This is a genomic window from Aeribacillus sp. FSL K6-8210 (assembly GCF_037963925.1).
GTDB lineage: Bacteria > Bacillota > Bacilli > Bacillales > Aeribacillaceae > Aeribacillus > Aeribacillus composti.
The window spans coordinates 1,838,757-1,859,856 of record NZ_CP150172.1; the positions used below are offsets into that span (position 1 = coordinate 1,838,757).

Annotated in this window: 14 protein-coding genes and 2 pseudogenes; 10 read left to right on the forward strand and 6 right to left on the reverse strand. The window is 39.0% G+C overall.

The annotated features are described in order from the left end of the window. Positions 1 to 133: 133 nt before the first annotated feature. From NSQ41_RS08850 to NSQ41_RS08860, 3 genes and pseudogenes are all read left to right on the forward strand, one after another. Positions 134 to 1,300: a KamA family radical SAM protein gene (locus tag NSQ41_RS08850; protein ID WP_144597999.1), complete on the forward strand. Its 1,167-nt coding sequence runs from the start codon at positions 134 to 136 to the stop codon at positions 1,298 to 1,300. Between the two features lie 367 nt (positions 1,301 to 1,667). Then, positions 1,668 to 1,894, forward strand: a pseudogene (locus NSQ41_RS08855) (cytoplasmic protein). Positions 1,895 to 2,616: 722 nt separating this feature from the next. After that, positions 2,617 to 7,257: an AAA family ATPase gene (locus NSQ41_RS08860; protein ID WP_144598000.1), complete on the forward strand. Its 4,641-nt coding sequence runs from the start codon at positions 2,617 to 2,619 to the stop codon at positions 7,255 to 7,257. On the opposite strand, the gene NSQ41_RS08865 is transcribed toward NSQ41_RS08860, so the two are convergent. The 4 genes and pseudogenes from NSQ41_RS08865 to NSQ41_RS08880 form a co-directional block, all read right to left on the reverse strand. Beyond that, a complete protein-coding gene (locus NSQ41_RS08865; protein WP_339211477.1) occupies positions 7,190 to 8,677 on the reverse strand; it encodes an IS1182 family transposase in 1,488 nt (495 codons plus the stop codon). The genes NSQ41_RS08860 and NSQ41_RS08865 overlap by 68 nt on opposite strands. A 190-nt stretch (positions 8,678 to 8,867) precedes the next feature. Further along, entirely contained in the window at positions 8,868 to 9,983 is a 1,116-nt protein-coding gene (locus NSQ41_RS08870) for an IS4 family transposase (protein ID WP_339193538.1), read from the reverse strand. A gap of 138 nt (positions 9,984 to 10,121) precedes the next feature. Next, positions 10,122 to 10,265, reverse strand: a pseudogene (locus tag NSQ41_RS08875) (IS5/IS1182 family transposase); the annotation flags it as partial. Between the two features lie 464 nt (positions 10,266 to 10,729). After that, on the reverse strand, positions 10,730 to 11,326 hold the full coding sequence (locus tag NSQ41_RS08880) for a transposase (RefSeq protein ID WP_339211478.1): 597 nt from the start codon (positions 11,324 to 11,326) through the stop codon (positions 10,730 to 10,732). Positions 11,327 to 11,649: 323 nt separating this feature from the next. Here NSQ41_RS08880 and NSQ41_RS08885 point away from each other — a divergent pair, with 323 nt between their 5' ends. After that, positions 11,650 to 12,831 (forward strand): IS701 family transposase, encoded by a 1,182-nt coding sequence (locus NSQ41_RS08885; protein ID WP_063388773.1) that lies wholly within the window; start codon positions 11,650 to 11,652, stop codon positions 12,829 to 12,831. Between the two features lie 33 nt (positions 12,832 to 12,864). Here NSQ41_RS08885 and NSQ41_RS08890 read toward each other — a convergent pair whose 3' ends face one another. Continuing rightward, positions 12,865 to 13,320, reverse strand: coding sequence for a transposase (locus tag NSQ41_RS08890; protein WP_339211480.1), 456 nt, complete (start codon positions 13,318 to 13,320; stop codon positions 12,865 to 12,867). 346 nt (positions 13,321 to 13,666) lie between these two features. Between NSQ41_RS08890 and NSQ41_RS08895 the strand changes: the two genes are divergently transcribed. The 4 genes from NSQ41_RS08895 (at position 13,667) to NSQ41_RS08910 (ending at position 17,672) form a co-directional block, all read left to right on the forward strand. Next, entirely contained in the window at positions 13,667 to 13,831 is a 165-nt protein-coding gene (locus NSQ41_RS08895; RefSeq protein ID WP_242009324.1) for an anti-repressor SinI family protein, read from the forward strand. A 975-nt stretch (positions 13,832 to 14,806) separates the two neighbouring features. Then, a complete protein-coding gene (locus tag NSQ41_RS08900) occupies positions 14,807 to 15,838 on the forward strand; it encodes a fatty acid desaturase (protein WP_339211481.1) in 1,032 nt (343 codons plus the stop codon). 95 nt (positions 15,839 to 15,933) lie between these two features. Beyond that, complete coding sequence (locus tag NSQ41_RS08905) at positions 15,934 to 17,076, forward strand: sensor histidine kinase (RefSeq protein WP_144598002.1); 1,143 nt, start codon at positions 15,934 to 15,936, stop codon at positions 17,074 to 17,076. Continuing rightward, positions 17,073 to 17,672, forward strand: coding sequence for a response regulator transcription factor (locus NSQ41_RS08910; RefSeq protein WP_339211483.1), 600 nt, complete (start codon positions 17,073 to 17,075; stop codon positions 17,670 to 17,672). Before NSQ41_RS08905 ends, NSQ41_RS08910 begins: the two co-directional genes overlap by 4 nt. 469 nt (positions 17,673 to 18,141) lie before the next feature. Here NSQ41_RS08910 and NSQ41_RS08915 read toward each other — a convergent pair whose 3' ends face one another. Then, positions 18,142 to 18,825 carry a hypothetical protein gene (locus tag NSQ41_RS08915; RefSeq protein ID WP_339211485.1) on the reverse strand — a complete coding sequence of 228 codons (684 nt, stop codon included), beginning with the start codon at positions 18,823 to 18,825 and terminating at the stop codon, positions 18,142 to 18,144. 339 nt (positions 18,826 to 19,164) lie between these two features. Here NSQ41_RS08915 and NSQ41_RS08920 point away from each other — a divergent pair, with 339 nt between their 5' ends. Then, positions 19,165 to 19,431, forward strand: a complete 267-nt coding sequence (locus NSQ41_RS08920; protein WP_094245743.1) for a rhodanese-like domain-containing protein — start codon at positions 19,165 to 19,167, stop codon at positions 19,429 to 19,431. A 73-nt stretch (positions 19,432 to 19,504) separates the two neighbouring features. After that, positions 19,505 to 20,788, forward strand: coding sequence for an IS110 family transposase (locus tag NSQ41_RS08925; protein ID WP_094245744.1), 1,284 nt, complete (start codon positions 19,505 to 19,507; stop codon positions 20,786 to 20,788). Positions 20,789 to 21,100 lie beyond the last annotated feature (312 nt).

Consider the following 21,100-nt stretch of genomic DNA (forward strand, 5'->3'; position numbering starts at 1 on the left):
TGGAAGGCAAATTTTTTTGAAAAATATTATCGAAATTTGCAAAAAAATAATGAACGTTTTGGACATATTGCTAAATAATTTGTTACTATATGTTATCATAGAACTGTTAACAAATGATGGGGGAGTGATACATGTGGCGATGCCAAAATATATAACAAACATCGACAAAATTGAACAAATCCCAAAAGAGGAACGGGAAAAGCTGAAGCCGATCACAGAAAAATATGTGTTTCGGGTCAATGATTATTATTTAAGCCTGATCGACTGGAATGATCCAAACGACCCTATCAGAAAATTAGTTATTCCAAATGAAGGAGAAATGCGAGAGTATGGGAGGTGGGACGCATCAGATGAAGATACAAACTATGTCGTTCCTGGCTGCCAGCATAAGTACAAAACAACAGCATTGCTGCTAGTTTCTGAGGTTTGCGGAGCATATTGCCGCTATTGCTTTCGAAAAAGATTATTTAGAAGTGATGTAAAAGAAGCGATGGCAGACGTACAGCCTGGTATTGACTATATTCGCAAAACTCCTGAAATCAACAATGTTCTTCTAACTGGAGGGGATCCTTTAATCCTTGCTACGAAAAAATTGCGCATGATCATTGAAAGCTTACGAGAAATCGAGCATGTAAAAATTATCCGCATCGGCTCCAAAATGCCTGTCTTTAACCCTATGAGAATTTATGAAGATGAATCTTTACTCCAACTCATTAGAGAGTTTTCATCTCCTGAAAAACGAATCTACATTATGGCTCACGTCAACCATCCGAGAGAAATTACGAAAGAAGCAAAAAAAGCTTTTGAAGCGCTCCATGATGCCGGAGCAATAGTGGTCAACCAAACTCCAGTATTAAAAGGAATTAATGACGATCCTGTTGTTTTAGGCGAATTATTAGATAAGTTATCATGGGCGGGAGTAACACCTTATTATTTCTTTGTGAATCGACCTGTTGCTGGCAACAGTGACTTTGTATTAACATTGAAAGAAGTTTACGATATCGTTGAACAAGCAAAAGCAAGAACGTCAGGTCTAGGCAAGCGCGTCCGCCTGTCAATGAGCCATACCTCTGGGAAAATCGAGATTTTAGCTATCGAAAACGGAAAAGCGTATTTGAAATATCACCAATCTAGAGATGGCAATTATGGACAATTTATGGTGCTTGATTGCCCTGATGATGCAACATGGTTTGATGATCTGCCTGGCAACGAAAAGTATTGGAAAAAACCAAAAAAGAAAACAGACCAAGTTGTTTCAGTCAATGAATTGCCAGATCATCCTAAAAAAATAGCACAATAAAAAGTGATGGACAGGGGCTGTCTAATAAGTCGATTTTCCGGCTTATAGACGCCCCTTAATGTTTTAGAGACGTTGATATATCGACGTTTATGATTTTTTGTTTTCGATAGGGATTTGACTTTCTGGATAACCACTTTTAAAAAAATACATTATAAGAAAGGCAATTTATGACGTGAAAAAAATAACGAAAAGAAGGTACAGGTTGTTCTTGTGAATGAAGTGGAGCTGATGAGAATTTTGTTCAATAATAGCATGTATGATGCATTTGTATACAATAGAAGATTTTACCCCTTGGTATGGCCGTTCAGATATTATAGCAAGAGAATTTTTTTGCAAAAATTAGGAAGGCGATAAATTGAAGGGAAGTCTGTGCAGAACAGCACACCGACTCATCAGTTTTAATCGAAAAGAATTGAAAAACGATGAAATTTGCGGTTGTTTTTATTGTTTAAAAATATTTCATCCTTCTAAAATGGTGCGATGATGAAAAGACTGCCATTTGCCCTTTTTACGGCACCGATTCAATGATCGAGCAAGTTCCGGTTATCCTATCACAAAAAGTTTTTGAACCGCATGTGTAAGAAATGGTTTTAGTCTATTAAATTATTTATCATTTGGAATGAATTAGAAAGTTGAGGAAATGAATTTGAAAATCGGAAAAATGGCTCGAATGTACTTTTAGACCGAGTAAGTGTCCTGTAATTTTTTTCTACAAGACTTTTTACATCATTTTAAACACCGTCATCTCAGAAGTAATGGAGATTTCGAAACGGCGCCAAGCGTTTTATATGAATTAACGAACATTTGTAAAACTAAACGGAAGCGATATTGTAAAGACAATAAGACCCTTTTTTTAGCAGCTCCACAAATAAGCGGGGGATGAGTTGTATTTGGAAAAGAAACAGCTTCTCCCATCATCGTTACAAAGAAAATTCCAAAAGATAAAAGCTTTGCTTCTTTGTCATACGTGTATGATTTCTTCAGAACTTTTTTAAAAATAATCTGAATGGATTGCGGCTGCACAAAGGCGCCGGAAGAGAACGGTGCAAATGTCTGTAACCGCCACCCATTATTTAGTAAATCCTGATTATTTCCTCATAATTTTTCTTCAGTTTTCCTGAAAAACACCGAACTCCATTTGTATTCAAGCAGAATCATTCCTCTTTTCATATGTCATCTTATATACGAGAATATTGAAGGGAAAAGTTGCAGTTATAGACGAAATACCGCTTCTTTCAATGAAAAAAGAAGGGTTTTCGGAAAATTTTGCGAATACTGGAAGAGAAATTTTTTTATGAAAGGATGTGCCTGTCTGTATGGAGAAGGAAAACGAAATATTACGGCATTTGCCAAGAGGGAAAAAGTCAATGTCAGATATTTCAGGCTACAGTTATATATCATTGCTGAGAAAAGGAAAAAAAGCTTCTGTTTATCGGGGGATACGCGATCGTGATCATCAATGCGTTTTGCTGAAAGTTTTAACATCACAATCCCCATCGATAATTGATCATGCATCTTTTTTGCACCAATATGACTTCTACTCGCAGCTGAAGATGAAGGAAATTGTGACGCCTATAGAAGTTGAGCAATTGGGGAACACGTATGCACTTGTTTACCGAGATCCTGGGGGAATGTTATTAAAAGAATATATCAAAATTCATCGTCCACGAATTAGCGAATTTCTTCAAATTTCTTTACAACTTGCAGAAAAATTAATCGTCCTTCACGAACAAAACATTTCCATCACTATACTAAGTCCAGCTCACATTTTCATTCATCCTGAAAAACTAGATGTGCAATTTTTTGATATTGGAGGAGCCGAAGAGGATGATGAAATTTACGATATTTATCATTCGCCGGAACAGAGCGCACAAATCAATCCATCCTCCAGCCATCTCAGCGATATTTATTCGCTTGGTGTCATTTTCTATGAACTATTAACTGGCCGTCTGCCTTTTGACGTTGACTCTGATTTTGAATGGATGCATGCTCATATGACAAAAAAGGTCATTCATCCGTCTGAAAGACGTCAAGATGTGCCGAATGTGGTTTCCGACATCGTTTTGAAAATGCTTGCAAAAGCACCTGAAGATCGTTATCAGTCGGTTTTCGGACTGAAAGAAGATATTTTCCATTGCTTAAAGATGCTGGAACAAAACGGAACAGTCCAATCATTTCAGATTGCCCGATACGACTTTTCTTCACAATTTCAAATTACAAGCAAGTTATACGGAAGGGAGAAAGAAATACAAAGCTTAATGGAAGAACTGAAAATGGTTCGATTTGGTTTGACGAAAATGGTGCTTATTTCAGGAAGCGCCGGAACAGGAAAAACAGCGCTTGTGAATGAAATTGAAAAGTTATGCGCAAAAGAAAATGGTTATTTTGTTTCCGCAAAATTTGATCAATTTCAGCGGGATATTCCATATGAACCGTTTATTCGCGGATTTCGTCAGCTGATTAATCAATTATTGGCGGAAAGCAGAGAAGAACTTCAACGTTGGAAAAGAGAGCTTCTTGAACATTTAGGTTCAGGAGCGGCGGTTATCACGGAGGTCATTCCTGAACTGGAACTGTTGATCGGCAAACAAGACGCTGTACCTTTATTGCCTTCTTCCCAATCGAAGCTTCGTTTTCATTGGGCATTCAGGCGTTTTATGCAAACATTTGCGAAAAAAAGCCATCCATTGTTATTCTTTTTAGATGATCTTCAATGGTGTGATACAGCATCGCTAGAATTGCTGCAATCCATACTGAACGATCCAGAGTTTGAAAGTTTGCTCATCATTGGGGCTTATCGCGATGATGAAATGAAAGAAGGACATCCTTTCTTAACGAAATTAAAAGAAATGAAAAGAAGCAAAGAAAATATTAGGGAATTTCCACTCGGCATGCTGAATGTTGATCATATTAACCAAATCATTGCGGAAACGTTGGGATGCAGCCCGGACGATGTTCGCGAGCTTGCCATTGTACTATATGAGAAAACAGCGGGAAACCCATTATTTTTTAAACAGCTTTTCCAAACAATATACGATGAAAAGTTTCTATGGTGCAACTTAAAAAGAGGAAAATGGGAATGGAATCTCAACAAAGTGAAGGAGCAGCCCGAATACGATGAAATGATCGGATTCATTGTCAGCAAAATTGAAAAACTGTCGCCGTTAACCCGAAAACTTATCTTGACAGCTTCCTGTCTTGGACATCGCTTCGATTTTCAGTTTTTGTCTTTTCTTCATGATGGAATCAATACGGAGAAAATGACCGACGCATTGTCCGAAGCAGTCCAGGAAGGGATGATAATCCAGGTTTCAGATCAAGGAAGGTATCAGTTCATTCATGACCGTGTCCAGCAAGCTGCCTATTCATTGCTTGATCAAAGGAAAAAACAAGAAATTCATTATAAAGCAGGTCAATTCCTCTTCAAAAGAACAAGTAAAGAAGAACATGAAAAGTTTTTTGAAATGATCAACCATCTTAACTTGGGCCGGAGGTTCATTCAACATCCCGAAAGAAAAGCAGATTTGGCTGAGCTCAATTGGTCGGCGGGTGAAAAAGCTAAAAACGCAGCGTTATTTGATCAAGCATTGAATTATTTTCAAACAGGGATTGAATTGCTACCCGAAAATTATTGGGAATCCTGTTATGAATTAAGTTACAAGCTTTTTTTAGGCAAAGGGGAAAGCGAATATTTAAATGGACTTTTTCGGGATTCGGAAAGGACATTTAACGAAATGTTAACATATGCCAAAACAAAGGAAGATCAATTAAAAGTCTACAATATGAAATCTTTGCTGTTTTCTCATCAACAGCAGTTTGAAAAAGCGGTTGAGGCAGGGTTAAAAGGCCTTCGATTGTTCGGATGGAAGCTCCCGCAGCATCCGGGCAAGTTTAAAGTGCTGCTCGAGATGATTTTAACAAAAACAGCGCTTAGAGGACGTTCGGCTGCTGATCTCACCGCTTTGCCGACGATGACAGATAGGAACAAACGTTTACTAATGGAGATTTTAATTAATTTGAACAGAGCCAGCTACCAGTATGATCAATATCTAGTCAGCATTCTCATGCTTCGGGCGCTCCGGCTTACATTACGACATGGAATGACTGATGTGTCCGCTCTTGCTTACAACAATTATGCATTATTTTTAAGCGCCGGGTTTCAAGATTATGAGGGAAGCTTTCAATTTGGACAGCTTGCTTTACACACAGCTACCCGATTTCAATCAAAACACCTAATGGGGCGGGTCGATTTCGTTTTTGGCACATTTGTGAACCACTGGAAAAAAACGATGGAGGACAATCTTTTTTATATTAAACGTTCACAAAAACATTGCGTTGAATCCGGCAACCTTCATCTGGCCGGGGAATCGAGCTCATTTCTGATCATTACAATGTTGATTAAGGGGGAACCGCTCAATCAGTTGTTAGTAGAAATTGAGAAGCAGCTAGAGTTTGTCTTGCAAATTAAATTGGAACATTCCATTAAGTTTTTAAAAGCGGTGAAATCTTGGCTGCAATGTCTCGTTCATCTTAATGCGAAATTTACTATGTATGAAGAAAGAGAAAATCTAGATGAATCATCGGTTATCGTTTATGATACCATTCAATTGAAAATCGCATTTTTGTTAAAAGAAGATGAGCTGGCATATCAACTGGCGGTCCGTCTTGAAAAACTTGTCAAAAAATCACTGTTGCTCATCATTTCGCCTGAATTTTACTTTTATCATAGTTTATTGTTAATCAGGCGTTGCGAACAGAAAGACAGGAAAAACATGAAAATAGTTAAAAAACAGCTGAAACGGGCTTTGAATCAATTTAAAAAATGGTCTGAGCATTGCCCTGACAATTTTCGACATAAACAGCAATTACTTTTGGCGGAATGGGACAGATTGCAAAAAAAAGAGACAGAAGCCATGAAATGGTATGATGAGGCAATTCATTCCGCAAAAACTTCTTCTGACATTCAGATTGAAGCACTCGCTAATGAATTGGCAGGGGACTTCTATGCCAAAAAAGGCATGCATCGCATTGCGCAAACATACTTACGTGAAGCGCATCGATGTTATCGGCTGTGGGGGGCGCACAACAAAGCGGAACAGCTGCAGCACGATTATCCTGAATTTACTTTGATTGAGGAAACAAATCAAACAAAAAACGATCATAAAAGCATGATAACGTGGGAAGGGACCAAACGAACAAAAGGTGAGGAACGGGGCTTGTCCGCCATCATTCAAGCAGCAGCCTCTTTGTCTGAGGACATGAACTTAGAGCAATTGCTCGGGAAATTATTAATGCTCATTGCCAGATTTAAAGGGGCTGAAAAGGTATGCTTCATCAGGCCAAATGGAAAAGAAACCGTTTTTTCGATTGAAAAAGTCATTTCCACACATGGCGAAACAAACGAAATGGATCAAAACGTTGGCGAAAACATTCCGATTTCTGTTATCCAGTATGTGCACCGTATAAAAGAAACGATAAAGCTCCAGGATGCAGTAAATGATTTTACTTTTTCAAAAGATCACTATATTCAAAAAAACAAAGTCAGGTCAGTGTTATGTTTTCCTGTCGTCCAACAAAAAACGGTCAAGGGGATCTTTTATTTAGAAAATAATCAGTTAAAAAACGCCTTTGAATCCGAGAATATGGAAGTGTTGACAACCATCGCATCACAGGCTGTCTATGTACTTGAACTGCTGTATTCATTTGGAAAAGAAACAAAAATCGCAGTCGAGAAAAAAGCAGAGACGATCAAGAATGAGTTGGTTGATCCGTTGACAGAACGCGAATTGGAAGTGTTAAACCTTGTTTCAATCGGCTTAACGAATAAAGAAATTGCAGAAAGACTTGGTTTGGCTGTCGGAACGGTAAAAGTCCACTTAAACAATATTTTCAGCAAATTGCAAGTAAATCGCAGAACAAAAGCAGTGGTCCAAGCAAAGGAGTTAAACTTGTTGTAAGGGGCTTGTCTAAAAAGTCCATAAAAACAGAGCGAATGGAGAAAACAATGAGTTTTTCCATTCGCTCTGTTTCCTTATTTTTGAAATTGGTTTGGGAATTTGCGGCCCATTTCAGTATGTTGTGGGCCATTGCCACAATCCCGAATTCTGTTCGGACTTTATGAAGCCCCCGTAACAGAAATCGAGTGAAACGCAAATTGCCCTTGATGTTACCGAACACACTTTCGACATCCACTTTACGCTTCGCATAAAGAGCTGCCTTTTGTTCGTCACCAAGAGCTGCTTTGGCTTTCGCTTTCATTTCTTCATAAATCGTGTTCCAATATACTCGACGATTTCCTTTGGCTTTCGTACACCCATTCTTCAACGGGCAATCCGTACAATCTTCACACTCGTACACTTTCAAATCTTGTATGTATCCAGATGCATTTTTTCTTTTTTGATAATACTTGAATACGACTTTCCGATTGTTCGGACAGATAAAGCAATCGTCTTCTTCGATGTATTTCCAGTTTTGTACTTTTGATAAATCCTTTTTAAACTTTTTACTTTGTTCCTTCAAATAGGTTTGGTATGGGGCTAATAATTCAAAACGAGGTTCTTTTTCTTCGCCAATCGCATATAAATAGTTTTCTTCACTCGCATATCCTGCATCGGCAATGACATACTTGAGTTTCTTTTCCTTCGGCATCGATTCCAATAACTTTTCCATAAATGGTTGGAAACAGCGAGTATCTCCTGGATTTTGATAAATTTCAAATCCCACGATAAATTGATGTTGTGTGGCGAGTTGAACATTATAACCCGCCTTGAGTTGGCCGTTTTTCATATGGTCCTCTTTCATTCGCATAAAAGTGGCCTCATGGTCGGTTTTCGAGTAGCTATTTCGTTCACCTAGAATCTGTTTTTGTACTTTGTATTTTCGTAATCGTGGAAGATAATCCGTTTGAATCGTTTTCAGTTGTTTGGTGAGTTGGGATTTTTTAGAGCGAAGTTCTTTTTTTCTTTCTTTGTCTTCTTCCTGTTTATAATCTTTTTCCAAAGCTTCTATTCTCTCAGAAAGTTGTGCCGATGATTTTTCTAATTCTTCTTCTAATTGTTCTTCTTTTAATTCCTCCAAGGCGATTTGGTGCGCTTCTTGTAGAAACGATTGAATTTTGGCTCGTAGTTTCTGATCATATTTTTCTACGGATTTTCGCCATACAAACGTATATTTGTTGGCATTCGCTTCTATTTTCGTACCATCCACAAAAATATGGTCGAGGTCGATAAGTCCTTGTTCTACTAGTTGAAGGACAAATTGTTCAAATACAGAATCCATCATGTTTGACATACGAACACTACGAAAATCATTTATTGTGCGATGGTCAGGGGTTTGCAATCCCGCCAACCACATCATCGGAAGATTTTCTTTCACCATTTGCGCTATTTTCCGACTTGAATAAACATTTTGAGTGTACGCATCATTAGCATTGCATAAATATAGTTAGAATTTTCTGTTAATTAATTTTTGTGAATTTGTGCCAAAAAGACAAAACCTAAAGAAAGGTGGCACTGCCCATTTGGTAAATATATACAGTTAAACCAGAGCGACAACGACAAAAGGGAGATTATGGACTGGCTCGCCCATCAAATTTTCGCAACCAAACATAAGCTGGTTTCCACAGAGCTCTCTTTAACCAACGAGTAATTCGAAGTAGGGATTTCTTACTTTTCATCTCCAATTGAATGAGAACATGTAAGCAATACGTGATCAGGGCTAAGAAAATTTGATTTTGAATAGCTGTTTCACTCATTCCATAAAAGTGCTTAATTTCTACGTGTTGCTTGAGCCATTTGAAAAAGAGTTCAATAGCCCAGCGAGATCGGTAAATATCACTTATCTCTTCTGGTTTTAAATCAAATCGGTTGGTGATGAAACGAAGTAAGTTCCCTTTTGTGTCCATAACTTCTAGTAGACGAAAGACATTTTCAGTACGATTTTGTGTGGTACCAATGTAGACCATTTTATCGGATAGAACGTGACAATCATCAGGAAGTGAAAATGTATAGACTTCACGAATGACTGCGTTTTTCTTCAGTCTTGAAACGAAGAAATAGCCATCATCTGTCATCCGATCAAAACGTTCATAGTCCACATAACCGCGGTCAAACACATACATGGCTTCTTGATCATCCACTAGGACTTCGAGTTGATTTCGGTCATGTTCTTTTGCTGTCGTAATCACTGCTTTTTCAGGATAGACGGTGTCTTTATCCATGAAAACGAGCCGTAAGTGTAGCTTTACACCAGCTTTTGTTTTACGGAATTTTGCCCATTTATAATGGGTCAAATTCAACGGGAGTGTACTTGAATCAATGATTTTCAGTGGCATATTCTTTCCGTTTTGATAATGGTACCGTTGAATTTTCCAAACAAGATCCAAGAACAAATTTGCAAGAATTAGTGGGTTGATCTGATTGTTTTTTCGGGATAGCTGAGAGGCACTTATCGATTCAAATCCGAGTGCTTTTTGAAGATCTTCGTCTACAAGTGCATCACTCATTTCCTCTAAGCTCTTAAATTCGAGCAGCTGGGCTACCAATAAAAGTTTAATATAGGCTTCTGTTGTCAGCTTTTTTGTGTAATAGTCCTGTTTCAATTCTTTGACTTGTTCGCTAAGTTTTTGAATATTTATGGGTGAAACCCATTTACCAAATGATGAAATTAGTGTATTCTTGTCCATAACAGTTATCCTTTACGATTGGATTTGGACAGGAACCACCTGTACTTCCATTGTAAAGGATTTTTTTGTTTCGAAATCAATAAAAAATTGAACATTCTTAGTATTTTGAATCATCAGATTTAATTACTGCAATGCTAGTGTGTACGCATATAAAATCACTTTCAATAACATTTTAGGGTGATAGGGTGCACGACCCCCACCAACATAATGAGTATACAACACTTCATCCGGAATCGATTCCACCATTTCATCCACTAAACGGGCGACATGATTTTCAGGAATATACATTTCGATATCTAAAATGCTCATGACTTGACGATTGCAATAAGGTTGGAAAACTAGTTTTTTGCGTTTCTTATTCTTTTGAACCTCTATTTTTTGAATACCCTCTAGAGTCATTTCTAATTGCGTGTTATAATTTTCTTGAATAGTCATTTGATTATTCATAAGAAATCGTCCTTTCTGTAGAATGTTTTTTGGTCAATTTCATTCTATAAAAAAGGACGATTTTTTTGTACCCTAAAAACAGAAAAAAGGGCTGAGCCCAAGGTCGATTCAATCGACTTTTCGGACAGCCCCTTTCTTACCTCTAGTCAAGTATTTTTTATTAAATAATTTGGTTAATATAGATTTTATTTTGGAAGGAAGGGGGACCCCTTCCTTCCAAAATAAATTTTCGCATGACAAATAGACCTCACGATTTCCATTTTTTTCGTCAGGTCTTTGTGATATAATCTTACTTACGATTACTGATGCATTGTTGCCTTTTCGTAATCGTATTTCAGATTATGTGTGATAAGGTGATAAGCCGATTTCAAGAACTTATTCACGCATGCTATGGACGCAACTTTATGAGGTTTCCTCTGGGGTTGCGTTTTTAATTTATCATAATAATCTACAATATGATTTTGTGTGTTTTTCCGTAGTTGGATCATGGTCTGGATCATGTAAAATAGAATCTTTCTAAGTTTGTTATTTCCTCTTTTATTAATCTTGTCTTTATAAAAGGTATTCCCAGATTGATATCTCATAATATCAATACCGACGTAAGCATTCAGTTGTTTATGGTTTTTGAATCGTCGAATATCTCCTAATTCTCCAATTAAACGAACTGCAGTCGTTTCTCCGATTCCTGGAAATGAAATTAAAATCTGATACTCTTGTTTATCTTTCGATAATTTAACCATCTTTTGGACAAGTTGATCTCTTTTCTCCTTCAAGTCTGCAATCCGTTTGACATAATCCCGCACTTGTTCACAGCGAATATCATCTTTTGAAATTGCTGGATACGCTTCTTTTGCTGCTTCGATTAAAGCGATCCCTTTTTCTTCAGCACGTGCCAATGATAAGTTTTTTCTTGTGTTGGCTTTTAAACGATTACGAATCACTGTTTTTGAACAAACTAACACATGATCCGGATGAGGGTATAATTGAACGACATTCAAAAATAAAGCAGAACGTTTACTGAATAGCTTTTCTAACTCGGGAAAACTCAATTGTAGAATCGCATGTAAACGACTATATAAATGCGTCATTTCACTACTTAACTGTAGATGAGCAAATTCACTAACATAAATTTACATCCGAACAAAAAAGGAGACATGAACCCGATTCCTTGATTAGAATAGATGTGTCACCAAACCATTCTCAAGGAGGTTCATGTCTCATGAATAGACTACCACATCACCAAGGAATCGACAAGTTTTTCGCAATGTTGGGGCTGGCCCTTTATTTCTCTAAGCCGGTCATGAAGCATCTCGTTCATATTATCGATGCGCTGACAACGAAAGGATTTGTGGGAACCTTGACCGATCTGCATCATGAGAGCTTTCATCCCAACCATCGAACGACACTGAGCCATTTTTTCACGAAAAGCCCTTGGGATGAAGAAATCTTGCTTCGCAAACTCCAGCAGTGGATGCTTCGTCATGTGGAACGAACGGCCAAGCGAAAGAATCACCCCATTTTTGTTTCGATCGATGATACGATCTGCCGAAAAACGAAGCCTTCGTCACAGGCGAAACACGCTATTGAAGGGTGTAATTGGCATTATTCTCACGCGGACAAAAAGTCGATTTGGGGACACTCTCTCGTCTGGCTCATGGTTCATACGATGACGCAAGCCTTTCCCTTTGCGTTTCGCCTCTACGACAAGGCGGATGGGAAAAGCAAGGGTCAATGGGCCATCGAGATGCTTTCTTCTTTGGATGTGCACGGTTCTGTTTATGTGCTGATGGATTCTTGGTACCCATCGAAAACACTCGTGGAAGCCTGCCTGAAAAAAGGATTCCACGTCATTGCGATGCTCAAGACGAATCGGGTTCTTTATCCAAAAGGCATCGCCATCCAAGCCAAACAGTTTGCCCGCTATATCGAACCGAACGACACCCATCTCGTCACGGTGGGAGAAGAGCGTTATCGCGTGTATCGCTACGAGGGAGCGCTGAAAGGTCTCGATGATGCCGTTGTGTTGTTGGCTTGGAAAGCCGATCAGCCGATGACACCTGAACATCTTCACTGCGTCTTGAGCACCGACCGGGAGCTAAGCGATGAAGAGATCTTGCGCTACTATGCCCAGCGTTGGTCGATCGAATGCTTTTTTCGACAAGCGAAAGACCAGCTGAAGCTCGATGGGTACCGCGTTCGTCAACGTCGGGCGGTGAAACGGTATTGGATCTTGGTGCAACTCGCTTATGTGTACAGTATGGTCGAATCCAACAGCGATTTCTCTACCGGGCTTGACTTCCTTCGAAAGAAGAAAGGACATAGCCTCGTGGAGTTTATTTACGATGCAGCGAAACAAGATATTCCCATTGATGTCGTTAAAAAACAGCTTCATGTGGCATAAGGGGTACTCCGTTTGTCTCTTTTTACATGGTAATTATTGTAATGAAAATTGCTCAACTACAGTACTTAATTCATCATAATATCTCGTCATTGCACGCATTTGTTTATAATATTCCCCTTCTTGATAAGTTTGTTCACGTTCAACTCTAAAGTGAGTTTTCGCAAGTTCATGAGCGTCGCTTTTATCTGTTTTTTGTCTCCTCATTGAAGCCATTTGAATATTCGCTTCGAGTGGGTTAACTCGATAATACATATAACCTTGATCACCTAAGAATCGTTCTAGTGGTTTTGAATATACGCCTGTTGCTTCAAAGACAATATCAGGTGCCTGTGCATCTTTTTGTGTTAAAGATATAAGGGTTTCGTTTAATTTCTCGAAAGAGTAGCGGTTATGGGTTATTTCACCCTCATATTCGCATTGACGATAACGGTCATAAATGACCATTGTACTTTTCCCCATACTGACATCAAATGCCACTACGTGTTTCATATTTTCTGCCTCTCCTTTTTAGCCAAACATAGAAGTTCTTCACATTGCCTTATTGATTCCATTTTCTTATACACGGTCTCTTCGGACCCAACATACTAAACTGATTCAAATAAGGATGTGAAGTTGGTCTGTTTTTAATACGGACTCTATTTGGTCCCAGGGGATGTTCGACCTTCCTTCACTTCTACTATAAAAAAATAGTAGCACAAACCTTGGCCTAGGTCTGTACTACTAATGTTAGTATGTTTTTTTGCGAAATTTGCCCATCTATAACTTTTGATATATGACAATTTCAAGAAATCAATGTATTGTGTTTTCAGTGACAGATGGAAAGGAGGATGGAAACATGAACAATAAAGAATTGGAAGAACAACAAATATTGGATATAGAATGGGTTGAGCTTATATTAGAAGCTAAAAAACTCGGATTAACAGCTGATGAAATTCTTCATTTTTTACATAACAGTGAATTTTATAAATATTGGATGAAAAAAGATATATCTACAAAATAATTAAAATAAACTAGAGTATGCATCCATGAATATTTTTAACTGTCAATTTAAATCACTACTTTCAACAAGATGATAATACAGAACGTATTATTCTAATAAATGAAATTACATAAAGCATATGACTAAAAGCCAAGAAATGGTGGTACTGTTCATTTAGTAAATAGTTATGTACGTTTTGATCGAATGACAGGAGATGGATCGTGAAAAATGCCTAATATGCACTTATTCACACGTAAATACGAGTGACTTCATGAATTTGAAAATTGTTCAATTGTTTGGGCTGGCTATTACAAATGCAATGGACAACCCCATTTACGCTATAATCCCTTTTATAAAGAAATAAAAAGGGCCTTATGTGAGACAAAGGGAACAAACTCAAAGTCTAGGCAGAAGGAGTGTTCAGTTATATTAAAGGCATCGGTGCTTCAGCCGTTTTTCGCTAAGATTCTGGAAAAAGCGATATTGTGTTTTATCTAAAACGGCAAGGCTCACAACTTCCTAAAGATGGAAGGGAAATGCTCCTATTACTGTAAAAAACCACAGAAATTCATTGAAGAGTTCTGTGGTTTCATATTTTTTAAGGAGCTTTTAAAAAGAACCCGTTAACTAACGGCATTATGTCGAGTAGACATGAAATGGAGAATACTTCAAGTTTTCATTCAAACTCAATGTCCGGCCTTTTCCTCGTTGCAAAAGTCTCTTCAGAAAATATCCACAAAGTTCCGCAAATGCCGTTATCATCACAATTTGCTTTTCGTCTCTTGCTTGTTGGCCCATCCTTTGCAAAATACCTTGTTACAAGATGTGTTTTGTTAAAAAACATTTTCCCAAAATTTGAATGTCCGTCAGCAATTACGAATATGATAGAAAACGATATATGACATTTATCATATTTTGAATATGACATATATGACTACACAGATCGATTTCCCTCATTTATGATTAGAAATATCAAATAAAGAAGGGAATCGAAACATGATGAAACAAATGCAAAAAAAATTAAGAAGGCAAATGGCTCCTTATGAAAAACCTAACACGCTGAATAGTGTTTGGCAGTTGATCAATACGACTGTGCCGTTTTTTCTGTTATGGTTTTTAGCTTATCAAAGCTTATCCATTTCTTATGTTCTTACTTTCGCTATTTGCATGATCGCAGCTGGATTTTTAGTTCGACTTTTCATCATTTTCCATGATTGCTGTCACTATTCCTTTTTTAAAAACCGCCTTGCCAATAAAATTTTTGGAACAATAGCTGGTATTTTAACGTTGTTTCCGTACAGCAAATGGCAGCACAACCATTCAGTCCACCACGCAACCAGCTCAAATTTAGATAAGCGCGGAACAGGGGATATATGGGTTTTGACAGTTGATGAATATTTGTCAGCACCGCCTTTAACTAAATTCGCCTACAGGGTGTATCGAAATCCGTTCGTGATGTTTGGGCTAGGACCGATTTACGTTTTCCTTATTAAAAATCGGTTTAACAGAAAAAATGCGAGGTTAAAGGAACGCATCAACACATATATAACAAACATATCAATCGTTGCCTTAGTTGGACTGCTTGGTTGGACGATCGGATGGGGGCCGTTTCTTATCGTTCAAGGCACAATCTTTTTCATTTCAGGCACTTTAGGCATTTGGCTTTTTTACGTACAGCACACATTTGAAGATTCTTATTTTGAAGAAGATGAAAACTGGGAGTATGTGAAGGCAGCTGTTGAAGGGAGTTCATTCTATAAGCTTCCGAAACCGCTGCAATGGTTTACCGGAAACATCGGATTTCACCATGTGCATCATTTGAGCCCAAGGATACCCAATTATAAGCTGGAAGAGGCACACAATCAAACGTATCTTTTACAGAATGTACCAACCATCACTCTAGCGACAAGCTTAAAATCACTCCGATTCCGCTTATGGGATGAGCAAGCGAAAAAGTTTGTCGGGTTTAAAGACTTATCGAAAAAGAAGGAAAAAAAGCCGAAAGTCCATATTGAACCTGAATTGTAAAATCTTTAGAGAATAGCGGCAAAGTTTTGAAGACGCAGTGTACCTTTTTATGATAAGATAACATGTAAAACAAATTTATTTAAGAGGATTTGACCATGACAAAAAAGTATATGATCTTAGAGAAATTCTCGGGAATTTCTCCTTATATATGGAGCGTTTTTAGCATTTTGCCGTTTTATTTTATTTTTCAATCTTCCTCCACTAAGGAAATCATTGCAGGGATCGTGCTGACAATTATCTTTTTCTTTGTATATCGTTTAGCTTTTATTTCCAAAAAGTGGCCTGTCTACTTGTGGACATCAATTTTAATTGGGATTTCCATCGCGATGACGATTCTTTTTCAATTTATCTATTTTGCCTTTTATATCGCTTATTATAACGGCCATATCAAAAACCGAATTGCTTTTTTAACATTGTACATCATTCACTTAGCGGCAACGACCATCTCAATCAACTATAACGTGGTTCTGCAGGAAAAGTTATTTTTAAAGCAATTGCCATTCGTCATCATTATTTGGATTAGCGTCATCCTTCTCCCATTCAATATTTACAATCGAAAAAAGCAAGGGCAGCTTGAAGAACAGCTCGAAGACGCCAACAAAAGAATTTCCGAGCTCGTTAAACAGGAGGAGCGTCAACGAATTGCTCGAGATCTTCATGATGCGTTAGGCCAAAAGCTGTCCCTCATCGGTCTAAAAAGTGATTTGGCAAGGAAATTAATTTACAAAGACCCTGAACAAGCCCGGAGCGAATTGAAAGACGTTCAGCAAACTGCCAGAACTGCATTGAATGAAGTAAGGAAAATAGTTTCGCAAATGCGCGGGGTTCGATTGAAAGAGGAAATCATACATATAAAACAACTACTCCAAGCAGCTGAAATCATGTTAGTCAGTAATGAAGAAGAATTCACACTATCAAACGTATCCCCGTTTATTGAGAACATTTTAAGTATGTGTTTGAAAGAAGCAGTAACAAATGTCGTCAAGCATAGCAAAGCTTTCACTTGCCGGATTGCCATTCAGCAATCTTGGAACGAAATATGTATGACGGTGCAAGACGACGGAATTGGCATTAAGGAGGAACGGGATCTTGCAAAAGGAAATGGACTGATCGGAATAAAAGAACGTTTGGAGTTTGTAAACGGCAGTCTGGATATTTATTCGGAAAAAGGGACTACATTAATCATGAAAATACCGAATGTAGTAAAGCAGACCGTTAAGGAGGGACTGAAATCATGATTCGAATTGTCATAGCTGAAGACCAGCGTATGATGCTCGGCGCCTTAGGAACATTGCTCAATCTGGAAGAGGATATGGAAGTGGTGGGGCAGGCGACTAACGGAGAAGAAGCTGTTTCTCTTGTGAAGCAATATCAGCCTGATGTTTGCATCATGGATATCGAAATGCCCAAAAAAAGTGGACTTGAGGCAGCTGAAGAGCTGAAAGATCTGGAATGTAAAGTGATCATTTTAACAACGTTTGCCCGTACTGGTTATTTCCAACGGGCTTTAAAAGCTCGTGTCAGCGGCTATTTATTGAAAGACAGCCCCAGCGAGGAGCTGGCAAGTTCGATCCGCAGCATCATGGCAGGCCGGCGAATCTATGCACCCGAGCTGATGGATGATGTTTACAGTGAAGAAAATCCTCTCACGGAACGGGAAAAAGAAATATTAGAACTTGTAGCCGATGGGAAAAACACAAAAAAAATCGCGGACGAACTGAAACTAAAAACCGGAACGGTCCGAAACTATATTTCAACGATTTTGGATAAGCTTGAGGTAACGAACCGGATCGAAGCGATTAAACAATCTAAAGAAAGGGGATGGTTTAAATAGTGATGTTAGACTAAAAAGTAGACACAGATTATTATAGTAATAATAGACTGAAAAATGAAGTGTCTACATGACAAAAAAACAAAGGCGGTACGAGGAAGACTTTAAGCGTCAACTATAGACATAAGAAAAATTGTTTTTTCGCAACTAAATCAAAACATGATAAGAGACGGAACCGAAATCTTGCAAGCGAACAAAATGAACAGTTATTAATACCTTTCCCAAAAACACGATAAGTTCCTCAATATATTTCGTGGAACGATGAGATTCAGGTTCCGCCTGCCAATAAATTCACGTATCATATTCATTCTGGTTAAGCCGATAACGGCACCCTGTTTGTTTGAATTTATATTTTTCTAGAAAAAATGATTATTATATGATTCTCGTTATACCATTTATGAGTTTTCAAGCATCGCGGGCCAAACAATCGCTTTGTGAGAGCCTGTGTGCGTCATGCTTCTCGGTATACGAATTATAGAAAGAATTGTTTTTCATAGATAAGTTTATTTCTTAAGTTCTGATATGCGCTTACTTTTTTACTGAACATAATCAAACATTGTACTAGTAAAGCCGCCAAAACTAGACAACTGGCAGCAAACGGAAGGGAGGAAGGCGCCAATCCTGCACGCAATACAATCCCTCCAAGAGAAGAACCTACTGCACTTCCTAAATAATTAGCGGAACTGTTTAAAGCTACAACAGCAGCGTCATGCTCAGGCTGGTAACGAAGCCGTTCATGTTGTTGCGGGGCTTGCGAAGCCCAGCCCATCGCCCCCCATAGAACAAAAGGTAAAAAGGATCGCATCGGGAAAGAGAGTGCAAATGGTATGCAGATCATAGCTAAAGCCATTATGGCTATAATTCCGGCCATAAGCATTTTCGGTCGTGCCGTCCGGTCAATGAAATATCCAACGGAAAAGCTCCCGATAACGCCCCCAATGCCCCATGCCCACCAATAAGGTGCAAGCGTGAGGGTGTCTTTTAAGTTATCCAAAATGGTTGAAATATTAGTATAGAGTCCCAAACTGGAAATGATTGTTAAAAAAGTTGCGCTGATGATTGCAGCAACTCGTCCGTTCGCCATCATGGCAAAACGTTGCTGCATCGATGGCGGTGCCAAAGCAGGAAAGTTTGGAAACGAGATAATCCCTATCATAGCGACAAAACCTAATTCTCCTATTTATAAAAAGGGATAAGCTTGAATTCTATTACGAATATGTAAAATCGGTGTCTTCTTCATTGATCGTTTCAATTTTCCGACCTTCCTAATCTCGTTCGAATCATACGTTTATTTTAAGCAAACATCTTCAGTCCCTTTATCGTTTATAATAGAACAATACGGCGAACTGGAGGAAGTAATTGCATCTAAAAATAAAAAGCGTTGACTTTTAGAGCAATGTTTTGTAATATTGAGACCATAAATACCCATACATGTATATGTAAAATGATTAGTTTAAACCAAATTTACAACATTCGATAGGAGGAAGAAGGGAATATGACGGTAAAAACTATCACGGTAAAAGAAATTGCAAACAAAATCATTCGCGGGGAAGACTTGTTTATAGTCGATGTACGCAATCAAGAGGAGTATGCTGATTGGAGAATTGAAGGAAAGAACGTACAAGTTGTAAATATTCCTTATTTTGAAGTTCTTGACGGTGTGGATCCATTTCTTGAGCAATTGCCTAAAGAGAAAGAAAACGAAATTTATGTGGTCTGTGCCAAAGGAGCATTCCTGTTAGAAAGGTTTTCGGGGACTTGAAAGAAAAAAGTCCTCTTAGTATGATGCAGGGGTGTCAACAAACACCTAACATCAGACCAAGGAGGACTATACAATGAATTGTACACAAAATCGCAAAATTGAACAAGTCACCGACCAAACGTTAGTGATTGGAATGGACATTGCCAAACAAAAACATTATGCGTCAATGGTTGACGCACGAGGTCGGGTGCTGAAGAAGCCGTTTCCTGTGATTCAATCGAGATCCGGATTTGAACAGTTCTATGCGTCGATACAAGAAGCGATGAAGGAATTTGGCAAAACCGAAGTCATCGTCGGAATCGAGCCGACCGGACATTACTGGTTGAACCTCGCCTACTTCCTCGAGGAAAAAGGGATCCCGTTGGTGATGGTCAACCCGATGCATGTCAAACGGTCAAAAGAGCTCGACGACAACTTGCCAACGAAGCATGATGCCAAAGATGCTCTTGTCATTGCGAAACTGGTTAAAGACGGACGCTTTAGCTATCCACGTATTCTCCATGAGGTGGAGGCGGAATTGCGGGCAGGAAGTACGTTTCGAGAGTCGTTGACAAAAGAGTTGAATGCCGTCCAAAATCAAATGATTCGTTGGCTCGATCGTTATTTTCCTGAGTTTGTGCAGGTGTTTCCGTCGTTTGGCAAAATGGCATTGGTGGTGTTAGAGAAAACGCCATTTCCGATGGACATTGCGAATCAGACGGTAGAGGGGCTAATGGAGCGTTATCGGCAAAGCGAGAGGCTAAAATGCCCACAGAAGCCGAAAGTGCAAAAGCTGTTAGAGGTGGCCCGCCATTCGATTGGGATAACGGAAGGACAACAGATGGCCCGTATCGAAATCGCCACGCTTGTCCGCCGATATCGCCAATTGGAACAAGAGATCGCAACCCTCACAGAAGAGTTGACGGCACTTGCTCAAACAACCGCCGAATACGAATGGCTCCAAACGATCCCAGGGCTAGGAGATGCGACGATCATTGAACTGTTATCGGAAATCGGAAGCTTTGCCCAGTATCAAGATCCGAGGCAACTCATCAAATTAGCGGGCTTGACACTGAAGGAGAACTCGTCAGGGCAACACAAGGGGCAAAAACGAATCTCGAAGCGAGGACGAAAACGGCTACGCGCCCTTTTATTTCGGGTGATGATGCCATTGATTCGCCATAATGAGGCTTTCCGTCAGTTGCACGAGTACTATACGACACGCCCAATCAACCCGTTACGTAAGAAGCAATCGATCGTCGTGTTATGTGGCAAGCTATTGAAAGTACTATACGCGGTTTGTGTGAAACAGCAAGCATTTGATGGGGAACGAATGATTCAAGATATCTTTTCCCAATTCCAAGCGCAGGCAGCCTAGAGTCGCCACCTTTCGCAAAAAGAACTGTCTGAACAACCAGATGACACGGAGAAGCTGGCACGATTTCATCCATTCGACCTAGAGTCCCTTAAGGAGCTTAGCCGGCCTCTGCCTGGTGAAGAGACCGAACGAAGGAATGTTGGCACAAGGATGCCCAGAGACATGGGAGGGTTCGTCCTCATCAGTTGTGCAGAGATCCAAGGTGCGTCGCATACACATCCCCCCACTGGAGTAAAAAATACAAAAATATCCAGTGGCCCCGAAGCGCACCCATGGACTGTTAGATATCAACAAAAATTCAAAAGTATGTGA